At 41.5% G+C, this 20,359-nt stretch carries 18 protein-coding genes; 6 read left to right on the top strand and 12 right to left on the bottom strand.

Annotation, left to right across the window (positions count from 1 at the left end):
• Nucleotides 1-33: 33 nt before the first annotated feature.
• From CWC16_RS17155 to CWC16_RS17140, 3 genes are all read left to right on the top strand, one after another.
• Nucleotides 34-1,998, top strand: a complete 1,965-nt coding sequence (locus tag CWC16_RS17155; RefSeq protein WP_138542398.1) for a hypothetical protein — start codon at nt 34-36, stop codon at nt 1,996-1,998.
• Between the two features lie 94 nt (nt 1,999-2,092).
• Complete coding sequence (locus CWC16_RS17150) at nt 2,093-2,551, top strand: TlpA family protein disulfide reductase (protein WP_138542397.1); 459 nt, start codon at nt 2,093-2,095, stop codon at nt 2,549-2,551.
• Between the two features lie 452 nt (nt 2,552-3,003).
• Entirely contained in the window at nt 3,004-3,450 is a 447-nt protein-coding gene (locus CWC16_RS17140) for a hypothetical protein (RefSeq protein ID WP_138542395.1), read from the top strand.
• 123 nt (nt 3,451-3,573) lie between these two features.
• Here CWC16_RS17140 and CWC16_RS17135 read toward each other — a convergent pair whose 3' ends face one another.
• The gene (locus tag CWC16_RS17135) at nt 3,574-4,452 is read right to left on the bottom strand and encodes a LysR family transcriptional regulator (protein ID WP_138542394.1); all 879 of its coding nucleotides are present in this window, start codon (nt 4,450-4,452) and stop codon (nt 3,574-3,576) included.
• Between the two features lie 122 nt (nt 4,453-4,574).
• Here CWC16_RS17135 and CWC16_RS17130 point away from each other — a divergent pair, with 122 nt between their 5' ends.
• Entirely contained in the window at nt 4,575-5,645 is a 1,071-nt protein-coding gene (locus tag CWC16_RS17130) for a YeiH family protein (protein WP_138542393.1), read from the top strand.
• A 26-nt stretch (nt 5,646-5,671) separates the two neighbouring features.
• On the opposite strand, the gene CWC16_RS17125 is transcribed toward CWC16_RS17130, so the two are convergent.
• The 4 genes from CWC16_RS17125 to CWC16_RS17110 form a co-directional block, all read right to left on the bottom strand.
• Complete coding sequence (locus CWC16_RS17125) at nt 5,672-6,979, bottom strand: DASH family cryptochrome (protein ID WP_138542392.1); 1,308 nt, start codon at nt 6,977-6,979, stop codon at nt 5,672-5,674.
• 116 nt (nt 6,980-7,095) lie between these two features.
• Nucleotides 7,096-7,434, bottom strand: coding sequence for a transcriptional regulator (locus CWC16_RS17120; RefSeq protein ID WP_138542391.1), 339 nt, complete (start codon nt 7,432-7,434; stop codon nt 7,096-7,098).
• 151 nt (nt 7,435-7,585) lie between these two features.
• Entirely contained in the window at nt 7,586-8,296 is a 711-nt protein-coding gene (locus CWC16_RS17115; RefSeq protein WP_138542390.1) for a winged helix-turn-helix domain-containing protein, read from the bottom strand.
• A 50-nt stretch (nt 8,297-8,346) separates the two neighbouring features.
• Complete coding sequence (locus CWC16_RS17110) at nt 8,347-10,074, bottom strand: DUF885 domain-containing protein (protein WP_138542389.1); 1,728 nt, start codon at nt 10,072-10,074, stop codon at nt 8,347-8,349.
• Nucleotides 10,075-10,302: 228 nt separating this feature from the next.
• Here CWC16_RS17110 and CWC16_RS17105 point away from each other — a divergent pair, with 228 nt between their 5' ends.
• Complete coding sequence (locus CWC16_RS17105) at nt 10,303-10,890, top strand: DUF4202 domain-containing protein (protein ID WP_138542388.1); 588 nt, start codon at nt 10,303-10,305, stop codon at nt 10,888-10,890.
• Between the two features lie 39 nt (nt 10,891-10,929).
• Entirely contained in the window at nt 10,930-11,430 is a 501-nt protein-coding gene (locus tag CWC16_RS17100; protein ID WP_138542387.1) for a TFIIB-type zinc ribbon-containing protein, read from the top strand.
• 110 nt (nt 11,431-11,540) lie between these two features.
• Here the strand turns inward: CWC16_RS17100 and der are convergent, their stop codons facing one another.
• From der to pilW, 7 genes are all read right to left on the bottom strand, one after another.
• Nucleotides 11,541-13,007 carry a ribosome biogenesis GTPase Der gene (der, locus tag CWC16_RS17095; RefSeq protein WP_055016097.1) on the bottom strand — a complete coding sequence of 489 codons (1,467 nt, stop codon included), beginning with the start codon at nt 13,005-13,007 and terminating at the stop codon, nt 11,541-11,543.
• A 74-nt stretch (nt 13,008-13,081) separates the two neighbouring features.
• On the bottom strand, nt 13,082-14,260 hold the full coding sequence (bamB, locus tag CWC16_RS17090) for an outer membrane protein assembly factor BamB (RefSeq protein WP_055016096.1): 1,179 nt from the start codon (nt 14,258-14,260) through the stop codon (nt 13,082-13,084).
• 10 nt (nt 14,261-14,270) lie between these two features.
• The gene (locus CWC16_RS17085; protein WP_138542386.1) at nt 14,271-14,891 is read right to left on the bottom strand and encodes a YfgM family protein; all 621 of its coding nucleotides are present in this window, start codon (nt 14,889-14,891) and stop codon (nt 14,271-14,273) included.
• A 19-nt stretch (nt 14,892-14,910) separates the two neighbouring features.
• Nucleotides 14,911-16,191: a histidine--tRNA ligase gene (hisS, locus tag CWC16_RS17080; RefSeq protein ID WP_138542385.1), complete on the bottom strand. Its 1,281-nt coding sequence runs from the start codon at nt 16,189-16,191 to the stop codon at nt 14,911-14,913.
• 137 nt (nt 16,192-16,328) lie between these two features.
• On the bottom strand, nt 16,329-17,447 hold the full coding sequence (gene ispG / locus CWC16_RS17075) for a flavodoxin-dependent (E)-4-hydroxy-3-methylbut-2-enyl-diphosphate synthase (protein WP_138542384.1): 1,119 nt from the start codon (nt 17,445-17,447) through the stop codon (nt 16,329-16,331).
• A gap of 5 nt (nt 17,448-17,452) precedes the next feature.
• Nucleotides 17,453-18,349 carry a RodZ domain-containing protein gene (locus CWC16_RS17070; protein WP_138542383.1) on the bottom strand — a complete coding sequence of 299 codons (897 nt, stop codon included), beginning with the start codon at nt 18,347-18,349 and terminating at the stop codon, nt 17,453-17,455.
• Complete coding sequence (pilW, locus tag CWC16_RS17065) at nt 18,346-20,241, bottom strand: type IV pilus biogenesis/stability protein PilW (protein ID WP_138542382.1); 1,896 nt, start codon at nt 20,239-20,241, stop codon at nt 18,346-18,348. The genes CWC16_RS17070 and pilW overlap by 4 nt, the downstream gene beginning before the upstream one ends.
• Nucleotides 20,242-20,359: the final 118 nt, after the last annotated feature.

The following is a 20,359-nucleotide window of genomic DNA, read 5'->3' as shown; positions in this document are numbered from 1 at the left end:
ATTACTTAATAGGTTTAGCGATTAAGGAAAATCATGGTTAACAGCACTCTTGGCAACCACGCCAATTTAAGCGCTTTACTTGCTCAATCAGTTAATAATACGAGTCAAATCTCTTTGGCGGCGCCACAAAGTAGCGGTGACCTTCAAGCTATTAATGATTTACACACTAACGCGCCTAAAATAACCGACGAGCTGCTTAGCCAGTTAAATAACGAAACTATTGACGAAGCACTGGCTAGTAATCAAAAAGTTGAGGATGTTTTACAGCAGCAATTAACCTCACTATTTACAATATCGAGCACACCAAGCCTTAATAACTATAAACCCTCCAATGAAGAACTCGCCCTGCGCACCGTAATTACCTCTCAGCATGAGGGATTATTAAAAAACGAAAGCAGCGATAAATTAATTGAGCGATTAAATACTTCGGTTAAAAATATTCAAGGTGCTTACGCTAATACCAGCGATATTTTGTCAAACTTGGGACAACTTGGGCATGAGCAAAAAACTTTTTTAGCCTCAAGTCAGCAACGTGTTGAGCGCACGCTTAACCCATACATGGAAAGCCTTAATCGCGCAAAATACGGGGATGACGATAACTACCTGTTTGAGCTCTCGGTAAAAACTAAAGAAGGTGATGTTATAAACATTACCTTTAACTCATCGCAAGGTTATGACGAAGAAACCGGTGAAGCGATAGATGGCTTTGGTATAAGTTACGAAGTTAGTGGCAATTTATCTGAGGCTGAACATACGGCTTTAACGCAGGTTATGTCGGGTGTTGGTGAAATGGCCGATGAGTTTTTTAAAGTAAGCGAAAACTCATTTAACCCTATTACTGTGCCAAATCAATCAGACATGAGTTTAGACTTTTTAGCCGGCTTTAATAGTCAGCAGCTAGCGGGTTTTAATGTGTCGTTTTCAACAACGCAAAATGATGCGCTTGATTATGGTGAGAACACACTTGATTTAAGTTACTCCATTGATGAAGCATCAAACCAGCAAGCACTTGTGTTTAAAGCCGAGAGTGGGCAAAACGACATTGATTTTGCACTCGATATGTCAACCATTGGCGCTAAAGACACGCAGCAAATGCAGCTGTATTTAGCGTCGCTTGATGAAAGCTTAGAAGATAGTCGAGTAAACAGTACCGAGGATAGTAAAGACTCGGCATTTGCTCGTAAGGGCGACGAGGCAATGCAACAAGGTTTTGTATTGTTTAAAGGCGCTTTTGCGAGTATGTCAGCGGCGGCTGAGCGTTATAGCAATTTGGAGTCGCTTGCAGAACAGCACTTTAATGACGGGCGCGCCATGGTTGCCGATTTAGTTGATAACATGATTACAAACGATGCCCGTTACCAAGGGCTCGGTAATAAAGCACCCAATACTTTAGGGGAGGGTATTTCTAAGCTCGCTGATTTTGATGCCACTTTTTCATATGCGCTGGATAACGGCGACTATCAACCTAAAAGTACCATTGAGCTAAGCCAAGTAACTGAACAAGCCCAATTAGGGGATCTTAGCGGTGTAACACAAAGTAAAAATGTAAGTAGCTATTTTGATTATCAATACAGTCGCCCCGACTACTACGACAAAGAAGAGAGTTATAACGTAGGTACCGCCGTTAAAAATAAAGAACTTGTGGGGCTTGATCAGTCACACGAGGTTGATGTTGATACAAAAATGTTTGAGTTTAACCCGCAAACCAATCAATACGAGCTGCAAATGGCGATGCAAGAACAAACCATTAGCAAAAGTGACATTCGCTTAATTGACGATATTTGGCTCGAAGAAAACGAAAATAGCTACTCTATGCATAAAAAAGAGCGCGATGAGAGTGATGACAAGCAAGACGATTTTATAGAAACGAACCGCCACTCGCATACTAAGCTTGTAACCTTAATTGGTGATTTAGATAAGCTAGCTGAGAATAAAGACGTAAGGCGAGAATATTTAACTAACTTATCGCAAGTTAACTTTTTTATGGATAAAAAGTAACGCCTGAGAGCTGTTCACTCCACGCTCAATATTGGGTATAGTCGTTTGATATCTAAATTAATACTTAATTAAATACCCAATTAAAGAGTACCTCATGTTTAAAAAATTAATTTTACTGTGCGCTTTAAGCATGCCGCTTGTAAGCTGCGCTGCTACAGCGCCATTTTCGGGCGAGATAAGTACGCAAGCACTGCTAAGCGACTACGACAAATTTAACGAACAATACAAAGCGTATACCCCAACAGCACAAGATATAGCCTTAATGCAAAAGCTAGAAGGCAAGGCATTAGTTGTATTATTTGGCACTTGGTGCCACGACAGCCATCGCGAAGTGCCAAAGCTTATTAAGTTACTTGATGAATCTAAGGTAAAACTTGCAAGCGTTAAATATGTGGCCGTGGGTTACAACAAGCAAGACGATGCAGGCATTGCACAGGCGCACGACTTGCAATACACCCCAACGTTTATAGTAAAAGACAATGGTAAAGAGTTAGTGCGCGTAATTGAAAAGCCAACGGGTACGTTAGCGCAAGATTTAACACAGGGCTTGTAAGGTCTATTCTTATGTTATGGCAATTCAATTAAAAGGATGTATAAAGTTTGGTTTTCTGTGATTTGTTGCTAATAACAGCCTGCCATTTAACATCAATTAGTTAAGTGTTATGTGAGCATCAACTCGCGATTTTTTATAATTAATATGGATATTTATGAAGTGCAAAAAGTGTAAATCAGGAATTACCTCCCCAGTTGTTAAAACGACAAATATTAACGGGACTCCAATCGCGTCATCATCTTGCCCAGTCTGCGGTGAAAATTTAGATGGTTCAAAAAGGTATTGGGTTTTATTAATTATTTTACTTATCGGCATTGGTGTAGCATCAAGGTATTTTTCTTGAGCCTGGTTATATTAACCAAATATGTAAATGAGCAAGGCATTGGTTTTGTTCATTAGTCACTTATTTTATCCGACTCATTTTAGTCCTTTATTTAAAAGTTATGTGACTTATGAAATTAATGCGAACTGAAAAAGTTCAATTGTGGTTTATGATAAATGCCAACAAATTATATGTAGCTGCAGCTATTTTTGGTGCTATTTTTATTTTAATTTGGGGGGATGCTTCTCAATGGGAGTACGAGGAAGATAAAAATCACTTCAGCACCTTTTTTTTATCAATTGATAGCCGAATTAGTTTTGTAAGGCATGGTTATTCAGGTACCAGTTTAAGAGTTGTTTTAAACTTTGATGCCGAAGGGCTCACTCTGGATGAAATAAAAAATATAACGCCAAAATATAAATATTTGATTCTTGAGCGCATTTGCAATGATTTAGAGAGTTTGAAAGTTTTAGAAGACGGCTACTATTTTGATGTGGATTTAAGGGATACCAGTTCTGAACACATGTTTAAAAATTATTTTAATTTAATAGTGAAGCATGAAAGGTGTATCACGTAACACAAGTGAGTTTTAACTTAGCTAATAGGCATTAGAAAGACTAAAGGGCTCAAATTTTGATTTCAAGGATTAAACTTTATGTAAATTTTCTACTGGTGCCTCACTACTAACAGATTGCGAGCACTACTCACTAAATAAACTTTTTTCGAATGCTTGCGCAGCATGTGAAGACGGTCTGTCTTTATAATGCAGTTGATAAAGTGGCCGAGATAGTTGCTCGTTATTTTTTTGGCTCAGGCGTGTTAATTTACCTAGCTGCACTAAATCCTCAGTAACTACATTTGGCAATAAAGCGACCCCCATACCTTGAGCAACAGCCCTTGCTATGGCTTCGTTGCTGCCCAATTGCATACTGCGCTCAGCCTGCACGCCATGCTTTGCTAATAACTTAACCGACATTTCTAACGTGCCCGAGCCTGGCTCACGTAATAACCAAAACTGTTTGTTTAGCCATGTTTTTAAGTTTTTCGTGGGCTTAAAGTTACTAGGTATAACAACACTCATTAAATCGTTTTGCCAGTGTTTACTTATGATATGCGGCTCGGTAGGTGTGCCTTCCACCAATGCTAAATCTATAGTGCACTCTAGCAATGCGTTCTCAATTTGCGCGGTATTAGCCACTTGTACTTCCACTTTTATATGTGGGTACTGCGCGCAAAATTTGGCTAAATAGGGCGGTAGCCAATAACTGGCAATGGTGGTGCTGGTGCCAATAACGAGCGTGCCGCGCTTAAGCCCTGTGCGCGATTTTATATCGTCAATGGCGGCTTTTTCTATAGCAAAAATACTACGCGCATGTTCAAAAAGCGCTTGCCCACCTTCACTTAAAGTGAGTTTTTTGCCTTTAGATGCACGTTCTATAAGTTGAATATTTAACTGATGCTCTAGCTCTTTTAAAGCCTTTGATACAGCAGGCTGACTTATAAAAAGCGCTTCGGCTGCACCTGAAAAGCTACCTAATTTAGCCACTGTATAAAACACCCTAAGTGCATGTAAGTTCATTGTATAACCCTAAACTGTATAACTTTAAGTTATCAAATCATGATTTTAATATATTGGAGTTATATTTTGGCCTTTATTAAAATAAAGTCAACTAATTAGAGTTGTTTGATTGAGGGAATAGTATGCTTAGCGCTATTAAAAATTTGGGTATTAATACTAAGCAATACGGCGATACGCGCTGGTGGTTAGGTATGCTGCTGGTGGTTGTTTTGGCGGGAGCATCTGTTGCATTAAGTAAGTTACAAATAATGCAAACTGCGCAATTTAGCTCACTCACTATTGGTATTGTGCTTGGCATTATTGTGGGTAACAGTGTGTTTTCGCGCATAGCTACGCGTACCGATGTGGGGGTTGATTATGCTAAAAGTATATTGCTTAAAGCGGGCGTTGTGTTGTTTGGTTTTAGAATAACTTTTACGCAAGTAGCTGGTGTGGGCTGGAGTGGCTTACTAACCGACGTTGTTATGCTTGTAGGAACGTTTATATTAGCAGTGCAGCTAGGTAAGCGCGTATTTAAGCTCGATGAGCAAACAACCATACTAATAGGCGCGGGTAGTTCTATTTGTGGCGCCGCAGCGGTAATGGCAACCGAGCCTGTTATAAAAGCACAGGCGCATAAAGTATCAGTAGCGGTAGCAACGGTAGTGGTGTTTGGCACGTTAAGTATGTTTGCTTACCCAATAATGTTTGATTATATGGGGTTGAGTGAGCACGCTTACGGTATTTTTGTTGGCTCAACTATACATGAAGTTGCGCAAGTGGTTGCAGCGGGCACAGCGATAAGCGCCAATGCGGCCGACACCGCCGTGATAGAAAAAATGCTACGCGTAATGATGCTTGCACCATTTTTAGTTGGTTTATCGTTTTGGCAAAGTAAAAAGCATGCAAAAGCAAACAACAACAGGCACAGCAGCGAGCAAAAAGCGGGTATTACAATCCCTTGGTTTGCAATGCTATTTATAATGGCAAGTGGCGTGCATTCGTTATCGGTTATTCCTCAAGGTGCTACAAACGCCATTGTATGGTTTGACAATATATTGCTCACCATTGCCATGGTCGCACTTGGGCTGCGAACCCACGTTGGCGCTATTCGCCAAGCGGGTATAAAACCACTGTTATTAGCAGGCTGTTTATTTTTGTTTTTAACCTTAGGTGGCTTTGCCGTTAATGTAGGCATTGTGCAGCTGTTTTAAATATAACCTGATGGAGGTTGATTGGCTTATATAGGCCAATCAACTTCGTTTAAGCTATCCAACTGCGCGCTGGTATTTTTATTACCTTGCCATTTATTAGTGTAAATATCGTGCGGATCAAACTGCGCGGTTTGCTTTTCAATATTAAAGTGGCGACCGCCACGCGGGTCAACCCCTACACCGGCTATGTACTGCCAGTTGCCCCAGTTAGCCGCTACGTCGTAATCAATCAATTGCTGTTCAAAATAAGCCGCGCCGTATCGCCAATCAAGGCTAAGCTCGTTTACTAAACAGCTTGCTGCAATTTGCCGTGCTCGGTTTGAAATGTAACCCGTAGTGTTTAGTTCTTCCATAATGGCATTTACAAGTGGGTAAGGCGTTGTGCCATTACACCATGCTGCAAAACGTGTAGGTGAAAAAGTAGTGAGTGGTTTAGTCTGTTTTTGGCCTTTAAAGCTAAACAGGCTGCTACCTGCTTTAAGTGCATGCCATTTAAAATACTCTCGCCATAGCAATTCAAATTTAATCCAGTAAGTAGACTCGTTTGCCGTGTTGCTTTGCTCGTAATCTTCCACGGCTTTGTAAACTTGTTTTGCACTTATACAGCCAAAGGCAAGCCAAGTACTAAATTTGGTGGTGTTGTTAAAGCCATCAAGTTCGTTGCGAGTCGTTTTATAAGTGCTTGGCATTACACCTGCAAAATACTGCTTTAAATGTGTTTGCGCGCTGTTAAGCCCGCCATGCATTACGCCTTTATTTGTTACACGTTCTATAGGTTTTTTGGCGCATAAGGTTATTGGTTGAGGGAGCAAACCGTTTGGCAAAGTAGAAGGTGTAATGGGGCTATTGGCGGCCTCTACCTTTTTACGAAACGGGGTAAAGTGTTTAGGTAATTCGCTTAAATCAAAGGGGAGGTCGCTTTGTTTATAGAGCGTGTCTTGCTGCGTTCCTGTAAATTGTGTATTTGGGCAATGTGCTTTGAGTAAGTTTATTTGGCGTTGCTCGTACAGGCCAAATTGCTCGCTGTATACCACTTCATCAATATTTTGCGCAGTTATACGCGCTTTCAAAACCGATACGGGTTCGCCTTCAAGCACATGCAGGGTTTGGCCTCGCTCAATAAGTGCTTGTTGTAATTCGTACAGGCTTTGCATTAAAAACTGCTGCTTATGTATGCCGTAAGGTTTTTGTTGGTAGTTATTATTTTTAAACCAGTGCGGGTTTATAACAAATACAATATCAAGCGCGCATTGCTCGGATGCAAGGCCACTAAAAATAAGGTTATCGGTTAGGCGTAAATCGTTTTGTAGCCAATATAAAATGCGTTTGCTCATACTTAATGCTCTGGTTTTTGTAATCATTAAGTTTACGAAGCAAAAGCGGGTAGGGATTGATTTTCACTTGTATTTTATTAAGGAAGGATGAGCAAGTGTGACTTGCTCATATAGGTTTACTTACAAGATTGAGTTGCTTGGCGTATGTTTTCAGATATATAGGCAATTAAATAAACAAAAACAGTGAGTGGTAACCCAAATATAAATAAGGCAATTTTGTACTTATTAGCAACAGTTGATTTAGGTAATGTAATTGCAAAGCAAACGCTCATGGCTAACCAAAATAAAGCTAAAAGTGGTGATATGTTTGATTGAGAGTTAGATAAATCACAAGTGCCGAATGAAATACTGGCAATAGATGCGTTACCTATTTCTATACACTCGTTGCTGTTGATAAGGCTTAATGTAATTACTGTTATGGTTAATACTAGTAATAGAGGTAATAAGTGTTTCATATTTTTTCCTTAATTGTTTAATTTTGTGAGTCGCTCTATAGCGCCTAAACAAATTAAAACGATTGGCAAAAAATAACGATAACAAAGCCATTAACTAGTTATTATAAAGTTATAACCATGGTATTACCTTGGTTATAACTTTTATAAGTCATTATGATTCAACAGGTTGTGTTTTTACTTCAGCTATAAGCTGATAACCTCGCTTCATTACAGACTTTATATATTTGGGGTTTTTTGTGTCGTTATCGTTAAGGGCTACACGTAGTTTGCTAATAACTCGCCTAACTGCGGTGTCGGTTACTATTTGATTCTCCCATACATTATTATGTAACTCTTCTAGGCTAACTATCCTTGGTTGTTGTTCAACTAAATAGCTTAGTACCTGCATGGATTTAGGCTCTAATGTGAAGTGATTATCTTCTTTAATTAAAGCCTGTTGCATGCTGTCAAAAATGTACTCACCAATTATTTGCTGCTTAACGCTCGGTTTTTCTATAACAGGTTCTGCGCAATCATGGTTAGGTTGGGCTTTATTTTTTGCGGTGTTTGAGTATTTTTTATAAACGCGAGATACCACCATTCCGGCTAAATTCATTAAAAGCACTAGCGGGCTGAGTGGGAATGCACAGAGAAAAAGTAAATATTTGAAACCTACGTGTATATTTGGTTTATTAAGAGTCTGTCCGAATAACACGTTTAAAAGCATCCATATAATAAAATAAGGCGTAAGGGAAATTGAATCTGTTTGCTCCCCACAAACGCCATATTCTACGCTTTCAATGTAGTTTGGTGCGTCTAAACAAAACGCATTAGCTTGGCTGCTAAATAAAATGAGTGATATAAAAATAAGTAGGTGTTTCATTAAAAAGTCCATTTAGAAAGAGGCGGTAAATAATACCGCTACTTTTAATGTTAAATAGCCGATTTTTGTTTTGCTATCCAATCGTTTATTACGTCTTCAAGTACTGCCATAGGGAGCGAGCCTTGACCTATTACAGTGTCGTGAAAGCTGCGAATATCAAATTGTGTGCCGAGTTCTTTTTCGGCTTTTGCACGTAATTCGCGTATTTTTATTTCGCCCATTTTGTAAGAGAGCGCTTGGCCTGGCCATGAAATATAACGATCTATCTGATCCTCCACGGCGCTCTGTGGTAAAGCGGTGTGACTGGCTAAGTAATCAATCGCTCTTTGGCGGCTCCAACCAAAGGCATGAATGCCGGTATCAACCACTAAGCGCACTGCACGCCACATTTCGTAACCTAAACGGCCAAAATCACTGTATGGGCTTTGATAAAAACCCGCTTCTTTACCTAAGCGCTCTGTGTACAGTGCCCAACCTTCGCCAAATGCAGAGTGGCTAAGTGTGCGTCTAAATTCGGGTACATTTAACTCCATAGCAATGGCATTTTGTAAATGATGCCCAGGTATGGCTTCGTGCAGGCTGAGTGCTTCTAAATTATATAAAGGCTGCAGTTTAGGTGTTGAGGCTAAAAAGTAAGTGCCAGGAGAGCGGTTATCAGCAGGTGGCATATAAAACGCACCACGACTCGCTGAGCCTTTTATAGTAAAGGTATTACGCGGTAAATGGCCAAAGTAAGTGGGGAGTTTGCCATACATTTTTTGCGTTATAAAAGCGGCTTTTTCTAGCAGGTCTTGCGCGTCTTTTGCGTAAAATTGCTCATCGGTCGCTAAAAATTCTAAAAACTCACTATAGGTGCCATCAAATTCTACTTCATCAATAATATTTTGCATTTGCGCTTTAATGCGCGCAACTTCTTTAAGGCCTAGTGCGTGTATTTGTTTAGGTGTGGCGTTTGTTGTGGTGTAGTAATTAACCGTGTACTTGTAGTAATCAAGCCCGCCTTTTACGCTTGCAATGCCCGGCTGCGTTCTACAATGTGGCATATAGTCGTTTTCAAAAAAGTCGTAAAAATGCTGATAGGCAGGAATTACTTTATCTTTAATTACAGCTTGGGCTTTTTGTTTTAAGCTTGCTTTTTGCGCTGCGCTAAAGGTATTAGGTATACGCGTAAAGGGCTCGTAAAGGGCGCTGTTTTTGGGGTTGTTAACTATGTGCGCGCTAATGCTTTGGCTGTAATTTTCAAAGGTTTTACAGTAATGGGTAAAGCCTGTTTTTATACCTTCTTTCATTAAATCAATATTTTGCTGATTAAAGCGTGGGTAGTCGGCAAGGCTGATTAAAAATGCGTTGTAATCATCTGCTGTTAAAAAAGCCATATTAGCGGGCGCTTCTGCAAAGTAAGTATGCCAGCCACTTAAAAAATTAACCGGAAAATACTTATCTTGATAGAGGTAGCTTTGTTGCTCGGTTTCTCGCTCATATTTAAATAAGCGGTAGTTCATTAGTTGATCGTTGTTGAGCGTTTTTGGGTCTATGCTGGCTAAGCTTTTTAGTACGCTGTTGTTATAAGCTTGGCGCTTAGCAATGGCTTGCTCGCTCCAATTGGGTAATGTGCCATTTGGTTTCCAGCCGTCTGGGTCGGTTCGAAAAAATATTTTTTCAGCTTTGGCGTTTTGCCAATGGTTATCAATAATGGTTTTTAAATCGATGTTACTGTCGGCAAGGCTTGGTAGCGAGGTGGCTGCTAAGCACATAGCTAAAATACTTTTCTTAAACATATTATTCTCATTTTTAGCGCGTTGATTTTTATTAGTTTACGCACATATGTTATTTTTGTTTCTAAGATAATAACAAGTTAGCTTAATCAATGCGCCTACTTTTATAACCTGTACTTTTTAGTGTAACTTTTTGATTGCACAAATTTCACTGCGTAACTGAGTGGCGCACTAGTTTATTGTTTTATCAGCGTTTAGAATGATTAAAACTTATTATAAAAAATGACCGTCATGTTTAATAAAGTAATCGCCTTAATTGATGAAGCAAACAACCAAGACCCTAACAGTGAGCAACTTAATGGGGAGAGTGTTCCTAAAGAGTATTTATACTCACAGCGTATGAGCAACATGCTTAGCCGATTTAAACCCGATGCCGATGAACTCATGCAAATTGCAGTGCGTGCACAGCATATTCAGCGCTGGAAGTCGCCGCGTAGTGACTTTGCAATGAATAAGCAGGGCTATCATCAGTGGCGCGGTGCACTTTATATATTTCATGCAAGTAGTGTTGTAGCGCTTATGCAGCAAGCTGGGTACGGTGAGGCTGAGCAAAACAGAGTGTACGATGCAGTGGCTAAAAAGAATATTAAACATAACCCCGACAGCCAATTAGTAGAAGATGTAGCTAGCCTTGTATTTATTGAGCATTACATGCTCGGGTTTGCTAATAGCAAGCCTGATTACGATGAGCTGAAATGGATAGGGATTATTCGCCGTACTTGGCAAAAAATGTCAGACGAAGCACATGAGTTTGTATTGGCTGGACATATTACATTGCCACCACCGCTTGTTGGGCTTATTCATAAAGCACTTGAGTAAAGTAGTGTAAGTTAAGTATTAAAATAAAAGGATTTTAGAATGTTATGCCCACGCACAAATACCTCTCTTGAGCCGTTATTAATTGGCGGGATTACTGTTTACACGTCAGCACAAGGCGGCGTATTTTTTGATAACAGCCAAATTTTTAAGTTTAGCTCGCCTGAGTTAAAGCATGGCCAGGTGCTACTTAAGTACTTGGGTGAATATAGCGAGAGTGAATACGATGTATCGCAACGAATTAATTGCCCAAAGTGCAAAAAAGTGGTGATGATGCGCCGGTTTTTTTCACCGCTCAAAGTGGTTGAGATAGACGAGTGCCCAGGTTGCGCTGGCATATGGCTTGATAGCGGGGAGCTTGCAAAAATACACGAAAACCATTTAACCCCCAAAGAGCGAAAACTGTTAGCCCACGAAATGGCAACCAATCATGGGTTTATATCTATTAAGCCGCCAAAATCTAAGTATTACCCCAAAGCGCCTAAAAATAGCCAAGACACCACGGTTGAGCGGCTGGTGCAATTGGCATTACTTAATCTTTAATACCAAGCCTCAAAATAAATTACTCAATTAAGCTAATTGGTATAAAGCATAAAAAACGGCGTACTAAAAAGTACGCCGTTTTTTTTGAAATAAATTAATGCTTATGCAGTTTATTTATTACGGTTTTCTTTAGCAAAGGCACGAATTTTACGTTTTTGCGAAAGGGTTACTTTGTTAGTACGCCCTGCAAATGGGTTATCACCTTCTCTAAATTCAATTTTGATTGGGGTACCCATAATTTTAAGTGCTTTACGGTAGTAGTTCATCAGGTAGCGTTTGTAGCTATCTGGTAAATCGTGAACTTGGTTACCGTGAATTACAATACGTGGCGGGTTATAACCACCCGCATGTGCGTACTTAAGCTTAACACGACGACCACGAACAAGTGGCGGCTGGTGATCGGCCTGTGCCATGTCCATAATACGGCGTAGCATTGCGGTGCTAATACGTTTAGTTGCTGACTCGTACGCTTCATCAACCGACTCAAATAAGTGACCAACACCTGTACCATGAAGCGCAGATATAAAGTGTAAGCGTGCAAAGTCAATAAAGCCTAAACGGCGATCAAGCTCTGTTTTAATACGGTCTTTAACGTAATCATCAAGCCCATCCCATTTGTTCACAGCAATAACTAATGAACGCCCTGAGTTAAGCGCAAAACCTAATAAACTTAAGTCCTGATCAGAAATACCATCGCGAGCATCAACAACAAGTAGTACAACGTTTGCATCTTCAATGGCTTGAAGCGTTTTAATTACTGAGAACTTTTCAACTACGTCGCTTACTTTTTTACGCTTACGAACTCCTGCGGTATCTATTAAAATATATTCTTTGTCGTTACGGGTCATCGGAATATAAATAGAGTCGCGGGTGGTGCCTGGCATATCGTATACAATTACACGTTCTTCACCAAGTATACGGTTTGTAAGTGTAGACTTACCTACGTTAGGGCGACCAATAATAGCCAGTTTTACTGGTTTATCGGCAAACGCTTGATGGTCTGTATCGTCGCCTTCGGCTTCTTGATAAAGGTCGATTAATTCTTCGTCATCATCAGCAACGTCCTCGTCAAGCGCGGCAAGCTCTGCAATTACAGGTTGTAGCGTTTGTTCAAGCAACAGTGTTATACCACGGCCATGGGCTGCCGCGATATGATGTACTTCACCTAATGATAATTGGTAAAATTCAGCACAGTTTGAGTCGGCGTCAATGCCGTCTGTTTTGTTGGCAACCACAAAGCACTTTTTCTCTTGCTTTCGCAAGTGATTTGCAATGGCTTGGTCGGCTACGGTCATGCCTACGCGGGCATCAACTAAAAACAGCACAATATCGGCTTCTTCAATGGCGAGTAATGACTGATCAGCCATTTCGGTTTCGATGCCTTCTTCGGAGCCATCAATACCACCCGTGTCTACCACGATAAATTCATAGCCATCGTAATTAGCTTGGCCATATTTTCTATCTCGTGTTAAACCTGGAAAATCGGCTACGAGTGCATCACGAGTACGTGTTAAACGGTTAAATAATGTGGATTTGCCCACATTGGGTCGCCCAACTAGAGCGATCACGGGAAGCATAAACTACCTCTTTAAAAAACAACAAAAGGCTTCGCAGTGCGAAGCCTTACAAAAAACCTTTAAGTGTTAGCTAGTTAGTTCGGTATTGTAACCGCGCTAACTTCACCATCACGGGTGTATAAAATTAGCTTGTCGTCGGCTACAACCGGCTCTACAAAAAAGCCCGAGCTGTCAAATTCTTCACGAGATACTAACTCGCCAGTGTCTTTGTTTAACCAATGCAGGTTACCTTCTTGGTCACCTAAAGCTAAATGGCTACCTGCTACTGCAGGGCCTGTTAGGTACCAACCACGCAGAGCGGGTTGGCTCCAACGTTCAATACCTGAATTTTTATCTAGTGCGTAAATTACGCCTTCGCTATCTACTAGGTAAATAGTTTGGGCATCCATCGCTATTTCGCGATAGCTGCTGTATTCACGTTTCCATACAACATTACCTGAGCGAATATCTACCGCTGCTAGGTTACCGTTATATGCAATAGCATAAGCGTAAGGACCGCTAATAATAGGTTGCGTGTCTACATCCACTAAACGCTCAAATTCTGATGCGCCTTTAGCAACGGCAATTTCTGCGCTCCATGCTGAGTAGCCGCTTTCTGAAATAAGCACGCTTAGTTTGCCTGTTTCTAGGCCCAGTAACACCCCACCGTTTGCTACAGTTGGCGAGCTTTGGCCGCGTAAAGTAAGCGGTGGCACTTCTTGCTCAAAGTTCCAGCGTTCTTCGCCTGTATCTGGGTGAAGTGCTAATAATTTACCCGAGCCTAAGTTTACAAAAATTAGGCCATCGCCTGCGGCTGGTTTAGACAGCGCTTCGCCAGGTACATTTTTACGCCATACTTCTTCACCGGTTTCACGGTCAAGCGCAATAATAAAACCGTGCTCAGAGCCTACGTAAATTTTACCATAAGCTTGTAGTATACCGCCTGATAATTTTGCAGTGCCGTTATCTGACCATGGCCAAAACGATACGTCTTCACGTATGTCGGTTTCCCATAGTGTATCGCCATTAGTAAGCGACAGCGCTTCAATTTGGCCTTCGCGGCTGGCTACATAAATAGTGTCTTTGTAAACAGCAGGCGATAAGCGAGAAAAATAATGCTCTACACCACTGCCAACCGACTCTTGCCACACTACCTCTGTTTCAAACTGATTAACAATTTCAGGAAGTACTAACTCGTCTTCGTCATCACTTGATGAGCAACCCATAAGTGTTGCCATACATAGTGCGAGCGTTGCTGTTGTTATTTTTTTCATACCTAAAACCTTATGCCGCTGGGCTAGTTACTGCTAGGTCGTCTAATTTAATTTGTAATAAAGGGTTTGTTGCTGAGCCCGCTGCTTCAGCCGCTGCTTGGTATGCAGAGCGAGCTTGGTCTTTATTACCTTGCGCAATGTAAATATCGCCTTTAAGTTCTGCTACATTGGCGCTGTATGCCTCTGGTAGTGGCGAGTTTAAGGTGCTTAGAGCTTCGTCAAACTTACTTTGCGCAAGTTGAATACGGGCTAAACGCGTAATTGCGATGGCTTTAAGCTCTTCGCTTTGGGCGTTTGTAACAATCCAGCTTAGTTTTTCGCTAGCTAAGTCTAATTTTTTTGCATCAACAGCGTCTTTTGCCGCAACAAAAGCGGCTAAAGTTGCATAGCTTGTGTCTTGGTTGTTTTTAATGAATGTATCGGCCGCGCCAAGTACATCGTCACTTTGTACAAGTGTTGTATATTCGTCAGACGCTTGCTCAGCCGTTGTAATTTGGTTTTGGTTGTAGGCTTTCCAGCCGTATAATCCGCCTAAACCCACAATTACACCTAGCGCAAGTGAAATACCGTTTTCGCGAAAAAAGCGCTTAATGGCTTCTGCTTGTTGTTCTTCTGTTGAATAAATGTCCATTATTACCTCTTAAGTTAGCTTAGCTATTGATAAGCTCAGCTAATAGCGCTTTAGCTTGTTCTAATTCTAGTGTGACTTGCTCTTTACGTTCACGTAAATATTTAATGGTCACAACGCCTTTTTCTAATTCATCTTCGCCGATAATAACAGCCACTAGTGCATCGCTTTTATCAGCTCGTTTTAGTTGTTTTTTAAAGTTACCGCCGCCAGCATGCACCATAACGCGTAAACCTGGCACGTCGCTACGCAATTGAGCTGCAATGGCTGGGGCTTGAATGCTTGCTTTGTCGCCCATTGCCGCTAAATATACATCAGCATTGCGGCGAATGTCACCTACACACTCAAGTGCTTGGAGTAACAGCACTAAACGCTCTAGGCCCATTGCAAAACCTACCGCTGGGGTGGCTTTACCGCCAAGTTGCTCTACTAAGCCATCGTAGCGTCCGCCGGCACATACTGTACCTTGTGCGCCAAGGCTATCTGTTACCCATTCAAACACGGTGCGGTTATAGTAGTCTAAACCACGTACTAACTTTTCATTAACCGTGTATATGACGCCAGCTGCGTCTAAACGTTCACATAAATTTGCAAAATGTTCTTTTGATTCAGCATCTAAATGCTCAGACAATTTAGGTGCATCCACTAAGATTGCTTGCACGTCTGGGTTTTTGCTATCAAGTACACGTAATGGGTTTGAATACATACGGCGTTTTGAGTCTTCGTCAAGCACGTCGGTATGTTGTTCAAGGTAGGCAACCAGTGCATCGCGGTAATCGGCGCGCGCTTCGTTAGATCCTAGCGAGTTAAGCTCTAAACGTACGTGCTCGCTAATGCCAAACGCTTTCCATAATTGGGCTGTTAATAAAATAACTTCTGCGTCTATGTCGGCTGTGGCAATACCAAATGTTTCTAAACCAAATTGGTGAAACTGACGGTAACGACCTTTTTGCGGGCGTTCATGGCGAAACATTGGGCCCATGTACCAAAGGCGTTGCTCTTGGTTGTACAGTAAACCATTTTGGTTACCTGCACGTACACATACTGCGGTGCCTTCTGGGCGAAGTGTTAGCAAATCGCCGTTACGATCGGCAAAAGTGTACATTTCTTTTTCTACTATATCGGTTACTTCACCAATAGAGCGTTTAAATAAGTCGGTTGATTCTACAATAGGAAAACGAATTTCTTGATAACCGAACGATGCCACTGTCTCGCGTAAAATGTTTTCTACTTTCTGCCAAACTTGCGTGTCGCCCGGCAGACAATCGTTCATACCGCGAACTGCCTGAATTTGTTTTGCCACTGATAAATCCTAATTACTGTTTATGTGTAATAAAAAAATGCTTACACAACAAGAATGCTAAAAATTGACCTGACATTATAGCGTTTTAGCTATAAAGGTAAACGCCAAACACCGCTGTTTGGCGCTTTATGCGGTATTTATTCGACTATTTTAACGTCGATAGGTGTTTGCTGCTCTTTTTGAGCAATAAAGTCGCGCACGTAGCCTTCAAGTTGGTCAACAATGTTGTTGTTATCAATACGCGCTTTTTGACGCTCGCCATTAATGTATAAACCTGAGCGACGATTTGCACCGGCAAGGCCAATATCACTTACTAGTGCTTCACCTGGGCCGTTAACGACACAACCAATTACTGAAACAGACATTGGCTCAACCACATCTTCAAGGCGTTCTTCAAGCTGGTTCATGGTGCTCACTACATCAAATTCTTGGCGTGAGCAGCTAGGGCAGGCAATAAAGTTAATACCGCGTGAGCGTATACGCAGCGATTTTAGAATATCAAAGCCTACTTTTATTTCTTGTACTGGATCGGCAGCAAGCGATACACGCAACGTATCACCAATACCTTCAGCAAGTAGCATACCAAGGCCAACAGCTGATTTAACCGAACCTGAGCGCATGCCGCCAGCTTCAGTGATCCCTAAATGCAATGGCTGATCTATTTCTTTAGCCAGTAAACGATATGCGCCTACCGCTAAAAATACGTCTGACGCTTTTACGGATATTTTAAACTGATCAAAATCAAGGCGACGTAATATATCTACATGGCGCATTGCTGATTCGAGTAATGCCTCGGGTGTTGGCTCGCCGTATTTTTCTTGTAAGTCGCGCTCTAATGAGCCGCCATTTACACCAATACGAATAGGAATATTATGCTCGCGCGCTGAGTCTACAACAGCTCTAATGCGCTCTTCACTACCTATATTCCCTGGGTTTATGCGCAGGCAATCTACGCCGTATTTTGCCACTTTTAACGCTATGCGGTAATCAAAGTGAATATCGGCTACAAGCGGTATACTAACTTGCTCTTTTATACTTTTAAACGCTTCTGCAGCATCCATTGTTGGTACAGATACACGCACTATATCGGCGCCGGCATCTTGTATTGATTGGATTTGCGCAACCGTGGCATCTATATCTAGGGTGTCGGTATTGGTCATCGACTGCACGGCAATAGGGGCTCCGTCACCAATAGGCACGTTGCCTACATTGATGCGGGTTGATTTTCTGCGTTTAATTGGAGATTCTGAAAACATAGCGACTACTCTGCTAATGGTAATTTAAATTTGGCTAAACGATTTTTAGGATAACCAGAGATATCAACTGGTTCGCCGTTTAGAGAAACACTAACTACGTCGTGCTTACCTAGCACAACTGAAAAAGGCGGGGTACCGCTTACAGCCATTTTATAGCCTGCTTTTTTTACGCCAAATGCAATGCGCTCACCCTCGCCATCGTGTATTTCTACCCAGCTCTCATCGTTAAACACCATGTTAATTGTACTGATGTTACTTTGCGTGTCGGGCTCGTTAGTGGCTGCTTGGGTGTCAGCGGCAATAGGCGCCGTGGCATTAACGGCTTCACTTAAGGGGACTTGTTCAGCGCTTATAGGCATCACCGCCGGTGTGCGCTCAACAGCCTGCGTTGCTTGCATCTGTGAGGTGTTCTGACTTTCGTTATTTAGCGCGTTGTTAGTTTGCTGGTTATCTAAAATTGAATTTTCAATATTGATTGTGCTTGTTTGCTCATCGATAGGGGTGGCATTTTGCCAAAACCATAAGGCAGATGAGCCAATAACAATGGCTAAAATAATGTAGCTCACCAGCATTAGGCGGCTGTCGTGGGCTTCTTTTTCTGTGCGGCGCGAAAAGCTTTGCATGTTAGCCGGCTTTGTAGGCTCAGGCGGTGCAGGCAATCTAGCTAATATAGGGGCGCTATCGACGTGTAGTTCACGGCAATAGTTTTTAATGTAGCCTTTTACAAAGGTAATAGGGCCTAACGTTTGGTACTGATCGCTTTCTAAGCGTTGTAACTGAGAAATAGAAAGCTTAAGTGGGCCAGTAAGTGACTCTAAGCTTACATTAGCCTGCTCTCTGTGCGCTTTTAATAGTTGCCCAACACTTGGCTCATCGCTTTGTTGCGTAGTTTCTTCTGTCATAATAGGTACGAATTTGGATCCACTAGTAATAGTCTGTGCCCAGGTGTAAGTTCTATATCTGGGCTTAATTTATTCCATCGCATTAATTCATCAATTAATACATGCCGCTGGGTAGCTATGTCGTAAAGGGTATCGCCAGCTTTAATCTCGTAATAAATATTAGGATCGTTTAAATAAATTTTACTTCCGTTGATAACACGATCCGACTCCTTTAGACCATTCCACTGCAGGAGTTTTTGTAGTTTAACATTGTATCGCACTGAAATGCTAAATAGGTTTTCACCAAACTCAATAATATGAAAAGGCACCTTTAAGGGGGGGACTTTTGGATTAAGCATTGGTGGCACTTGTTTTACACTTGGTTGATAGTTTTTGAGTGTAATGTCTTGGTTGTAGCTGTATGAATTACCACTAAATACAGCACTGTCTTTTTTAGCCTCGTAAAATACAACCGCATTATTTAAGCCCGTATTCTGTGGGCCATTTGCAGCAGAACGTGCATTTTGTGGAGTATTAAAGTTAGCTTGTTTTGGTGCGCCAAATGAAATTATTTTTACTTCGTCATCCTCTTTAGCTGTTTGTGTAGCGGCAGTTTTTGGCGGCTCAGCTTTGGTTTTAGACGTGTGTTGCGCTTGGTGATCCGTTGTTAATGCCATAAGCACGGCTGCGGTATCTGTTTTAGACTCTGCAGGTGTAGGCTTGTTTACCTCTTGGGCAGGTTGTTCTTTGTTAATTTCAGGCATCTGGGCAGTATTTTTTAAGGTTGGAGCCGCTGCCGCAGCTGGCACTACTGCTTTAGTTGTTGTAACTACTTTAGTTTGCGCGGGTTGTGGGGCTGGCGTGAGAGTGTTAGCGTCATCACTTTGCTCAGCTACGCTTTTTTGTTTGTTTACAGCGGCGATGGTTGCCTGCGCGCTTGGCGTCTCATTTAATACTGAGCTTGAAGGCTCAACCCCTGAGGAAATTAAGCTGGTCGAATTATCGGTAGTTGGGCGTTTTTTACGAATAATTTTAATTTTTGGTTGCTCAACACTAATTTGCTCTTCGCCGTACTGCTCTTGAAGCTCTTCAAGCTGCGCTTTACGGTATTTTTCGCGTAGAATTTCAAACTCAGTTTGTTTGGTACGATTATCGCGAATAGCATAGGCTTGCTTACTTGTCGGATAAGTTTGCATTATGGTGGCGGCAATTTTTTCTGCTTCTTCTATTCTGCCCATTCGCTGCTTAATTAAATAACCAAGCAATAAAGCCCGTGCAGAGACACGGCCGGTGTCGTCATGGCGCTTTAGTACTTCGCTGGCTTTATGCAAATCGCTTTTAGCATAAAAAAGGGCGGCTAAGCTTATTAGGGTCGATGTACGTTGCGAGCTGTGATTAAGTGCTTGTTTAAAGTAACTCTCTGCATTTTCAAAGTCGTTAAATTCAATGGCACATAATGCAAGGTTTTCGTAGCTTTCGGCAACGCGTATATAGCTTGGAATATCAATTGCTTTTAAAAACTGATCGGTTGCGCGATCATACTCTTCAATGCTACATAAAAACACACCGTAGTTATTAAGCGTATTCGGATCGTCAGGCTTAATTGCTAGTGCTTTTTGATAGGCTTTATCGGCACGCTCTTTTTCGCCTACTTGTTGGTAATAATAAGCAAGAGAGTAATGTACTTCAGGCAGATTAGGGGCAAATTCTATAGCTCGCTCAAGGTTGTACTTTGCTTGCGAGTTGTTGCCTGTTTCTAAATATTGTAAAGCGAGGGCGATACGAGTGCGTGCTGCGCCTGCATTATTGATTTTGTTTTCGACGACGGGTTTGTCACTGCCGTTATAACTACTTTCACTTACACATCCGCTAAGGGCTAGTGTTGAAAGTGTTAAAGCAAGTAAAGATCGCATTACCTTGTCTCTGTTTTTCTATCCATAGCGTCTATCTTACCTAAAACCCTTAGTGTTGCATCATTTATTTAAAAATAAACAACTTAACCACCCTGCATAAGCTATTTACGCAGGGTGG

It is taken from the genome of Pseudoalteromonas sp. S3776, from assembly GCF_005886915.1.
Taxonomy (GTDB): Bacteria; Pseudomonadota; Gammaproteobacteria; order Enterobacterales; family Alteromonadaceae; genus Pseudoalteromonas.
Note: the sequence above shows the minus strand (reverse complement) of the source record. Positions and strands in the feature narration are given on the sequence as shown.

What these genes read in the sequence shown, in the direction of transcription:
- CWC16_RS17155 (WP_138542398.1), top strand. Translation starts at nt 34, where the DNA reads ATGGTTAACAGCACTCTTGGCAACCACGCCAATTTAAGCGCTTTACTT.
- CWC16_RS17150 (WP_138542397.1), top strand. Translation starts at nt 2,093, where the DNA reads ATGTTTAAAAAATTAATTTTACTGTGCGCTTTAAGCATGCCGCTTGTA.
- CWC16_RS17140 (WP_138542395.1), top strand. Translation starts at nt 3,004, where the DNA reads ATGAAATTAATGCGAACTGAAAAAGTTCAATTGTGGTTTATGATAAAT.
- CWC16_RS17135 (WP_138542394.1), bottom strand. Translation starts at nt 4,452, where the DNA reads ATGAACTTACATGCACTTAGGGTGTTTTATACAGTGGCTAAATTAGGT.
- CWC16_RS17130 (WP_138542393.1), top strand. Translation starts at nt 4,575, where the DNA reads ATGCTTAGCGCTATTAAAAATTTGGGTATTAATACTAAGCAATACGGC.
- CWC16_RS17125 (WP_138542392.1), bottom strand. Translation starts at nt 6,979, where the DNA reads ATGAGCAAACGCATTTTATATTGGCTACAAAACGATTTACGCCTAACC.
- CWC16_RS17120 (WP_138542391.1), bottom strand. Translation starts at nt 7,434, where the DNA reads ATGAAACACTTATTACCTCTATTACTAGTATTAACCATAACAGTAATT.
- CWC16_RS17115 (WP_138542390.1), bottom strand. Translation starts at nt 8,296, where the DNA reads ATGAAACACCTACTTATTTTTATATCACTCATTTTATTTAGCAGCCAA.
- CWC16_RS17110 (WP_138542389.1), bottom strand. Translation starts at nt 10,074, where the DNA reads ATGTTTAAGAAAAGTATTTTAGCTATGTGCTTAGCAGCCACCTCGCTA.
- CWC16_RS17105 (WP_138542388.1), top strand. Translation starts at nt 10,303, where the DNA reads ATGTTTAATAAAGTAATCGCCTTAATTGATGAAGCAAACAACCAAGAC.
- CWC16_RS17100 (WP_138542387.1), top strand. Translation starts at nt 10,930, where the DNA reads ATGTTATGCCCACGCACAAATACCTCTCTTGAGCCGTTATTAATTGGC.
- der (WP_055016097.1), bottom strand. Translation starts at nt 13,007, where the DNA reads ATGCTTCCCGTGATCGCTCTAGTTGGGCGACCCAATGTGGGCAAATCC.
- bamB (WP_055016096.1), bottom strand. Translation starts at nt 14,260, where the DNA reads ATGAAAAAAATAACAACAGCAACGCTCGCACTATGTATGGCAACACTT.
- CWC16_RS17085 (WP_138542386.1), bottom strand. Translation starts at nt 14,891, where the DNA reads ATGGACATTTATTCAACAGAAGAACAACAAGCAGAAGCCATTAAGCGC.
- ispG (WP_138542384.1), bottom strand. Translation starts at nt 17,447, where the DNA reads ATGTTTTCAGAATCTCCAATTAAACGCAGAAAATCAACCCGCATCAAT.
- CWC16_RS17070 (WP_138542383.1), bottom strand. Translation starts at nt 18,349, where the DNA reads ATGACAGAAGAAACTACGCAACAAAGCGATGAGCCAAGTGTTGGGCAA.
- pilW (WP_138542382.1), bottom strand. Translation starts at nt 20,241, where the DNA reads ATGCGATCTTTACTTGCTTTAACACTTTCAACACTAGCCCTTAGCGGA.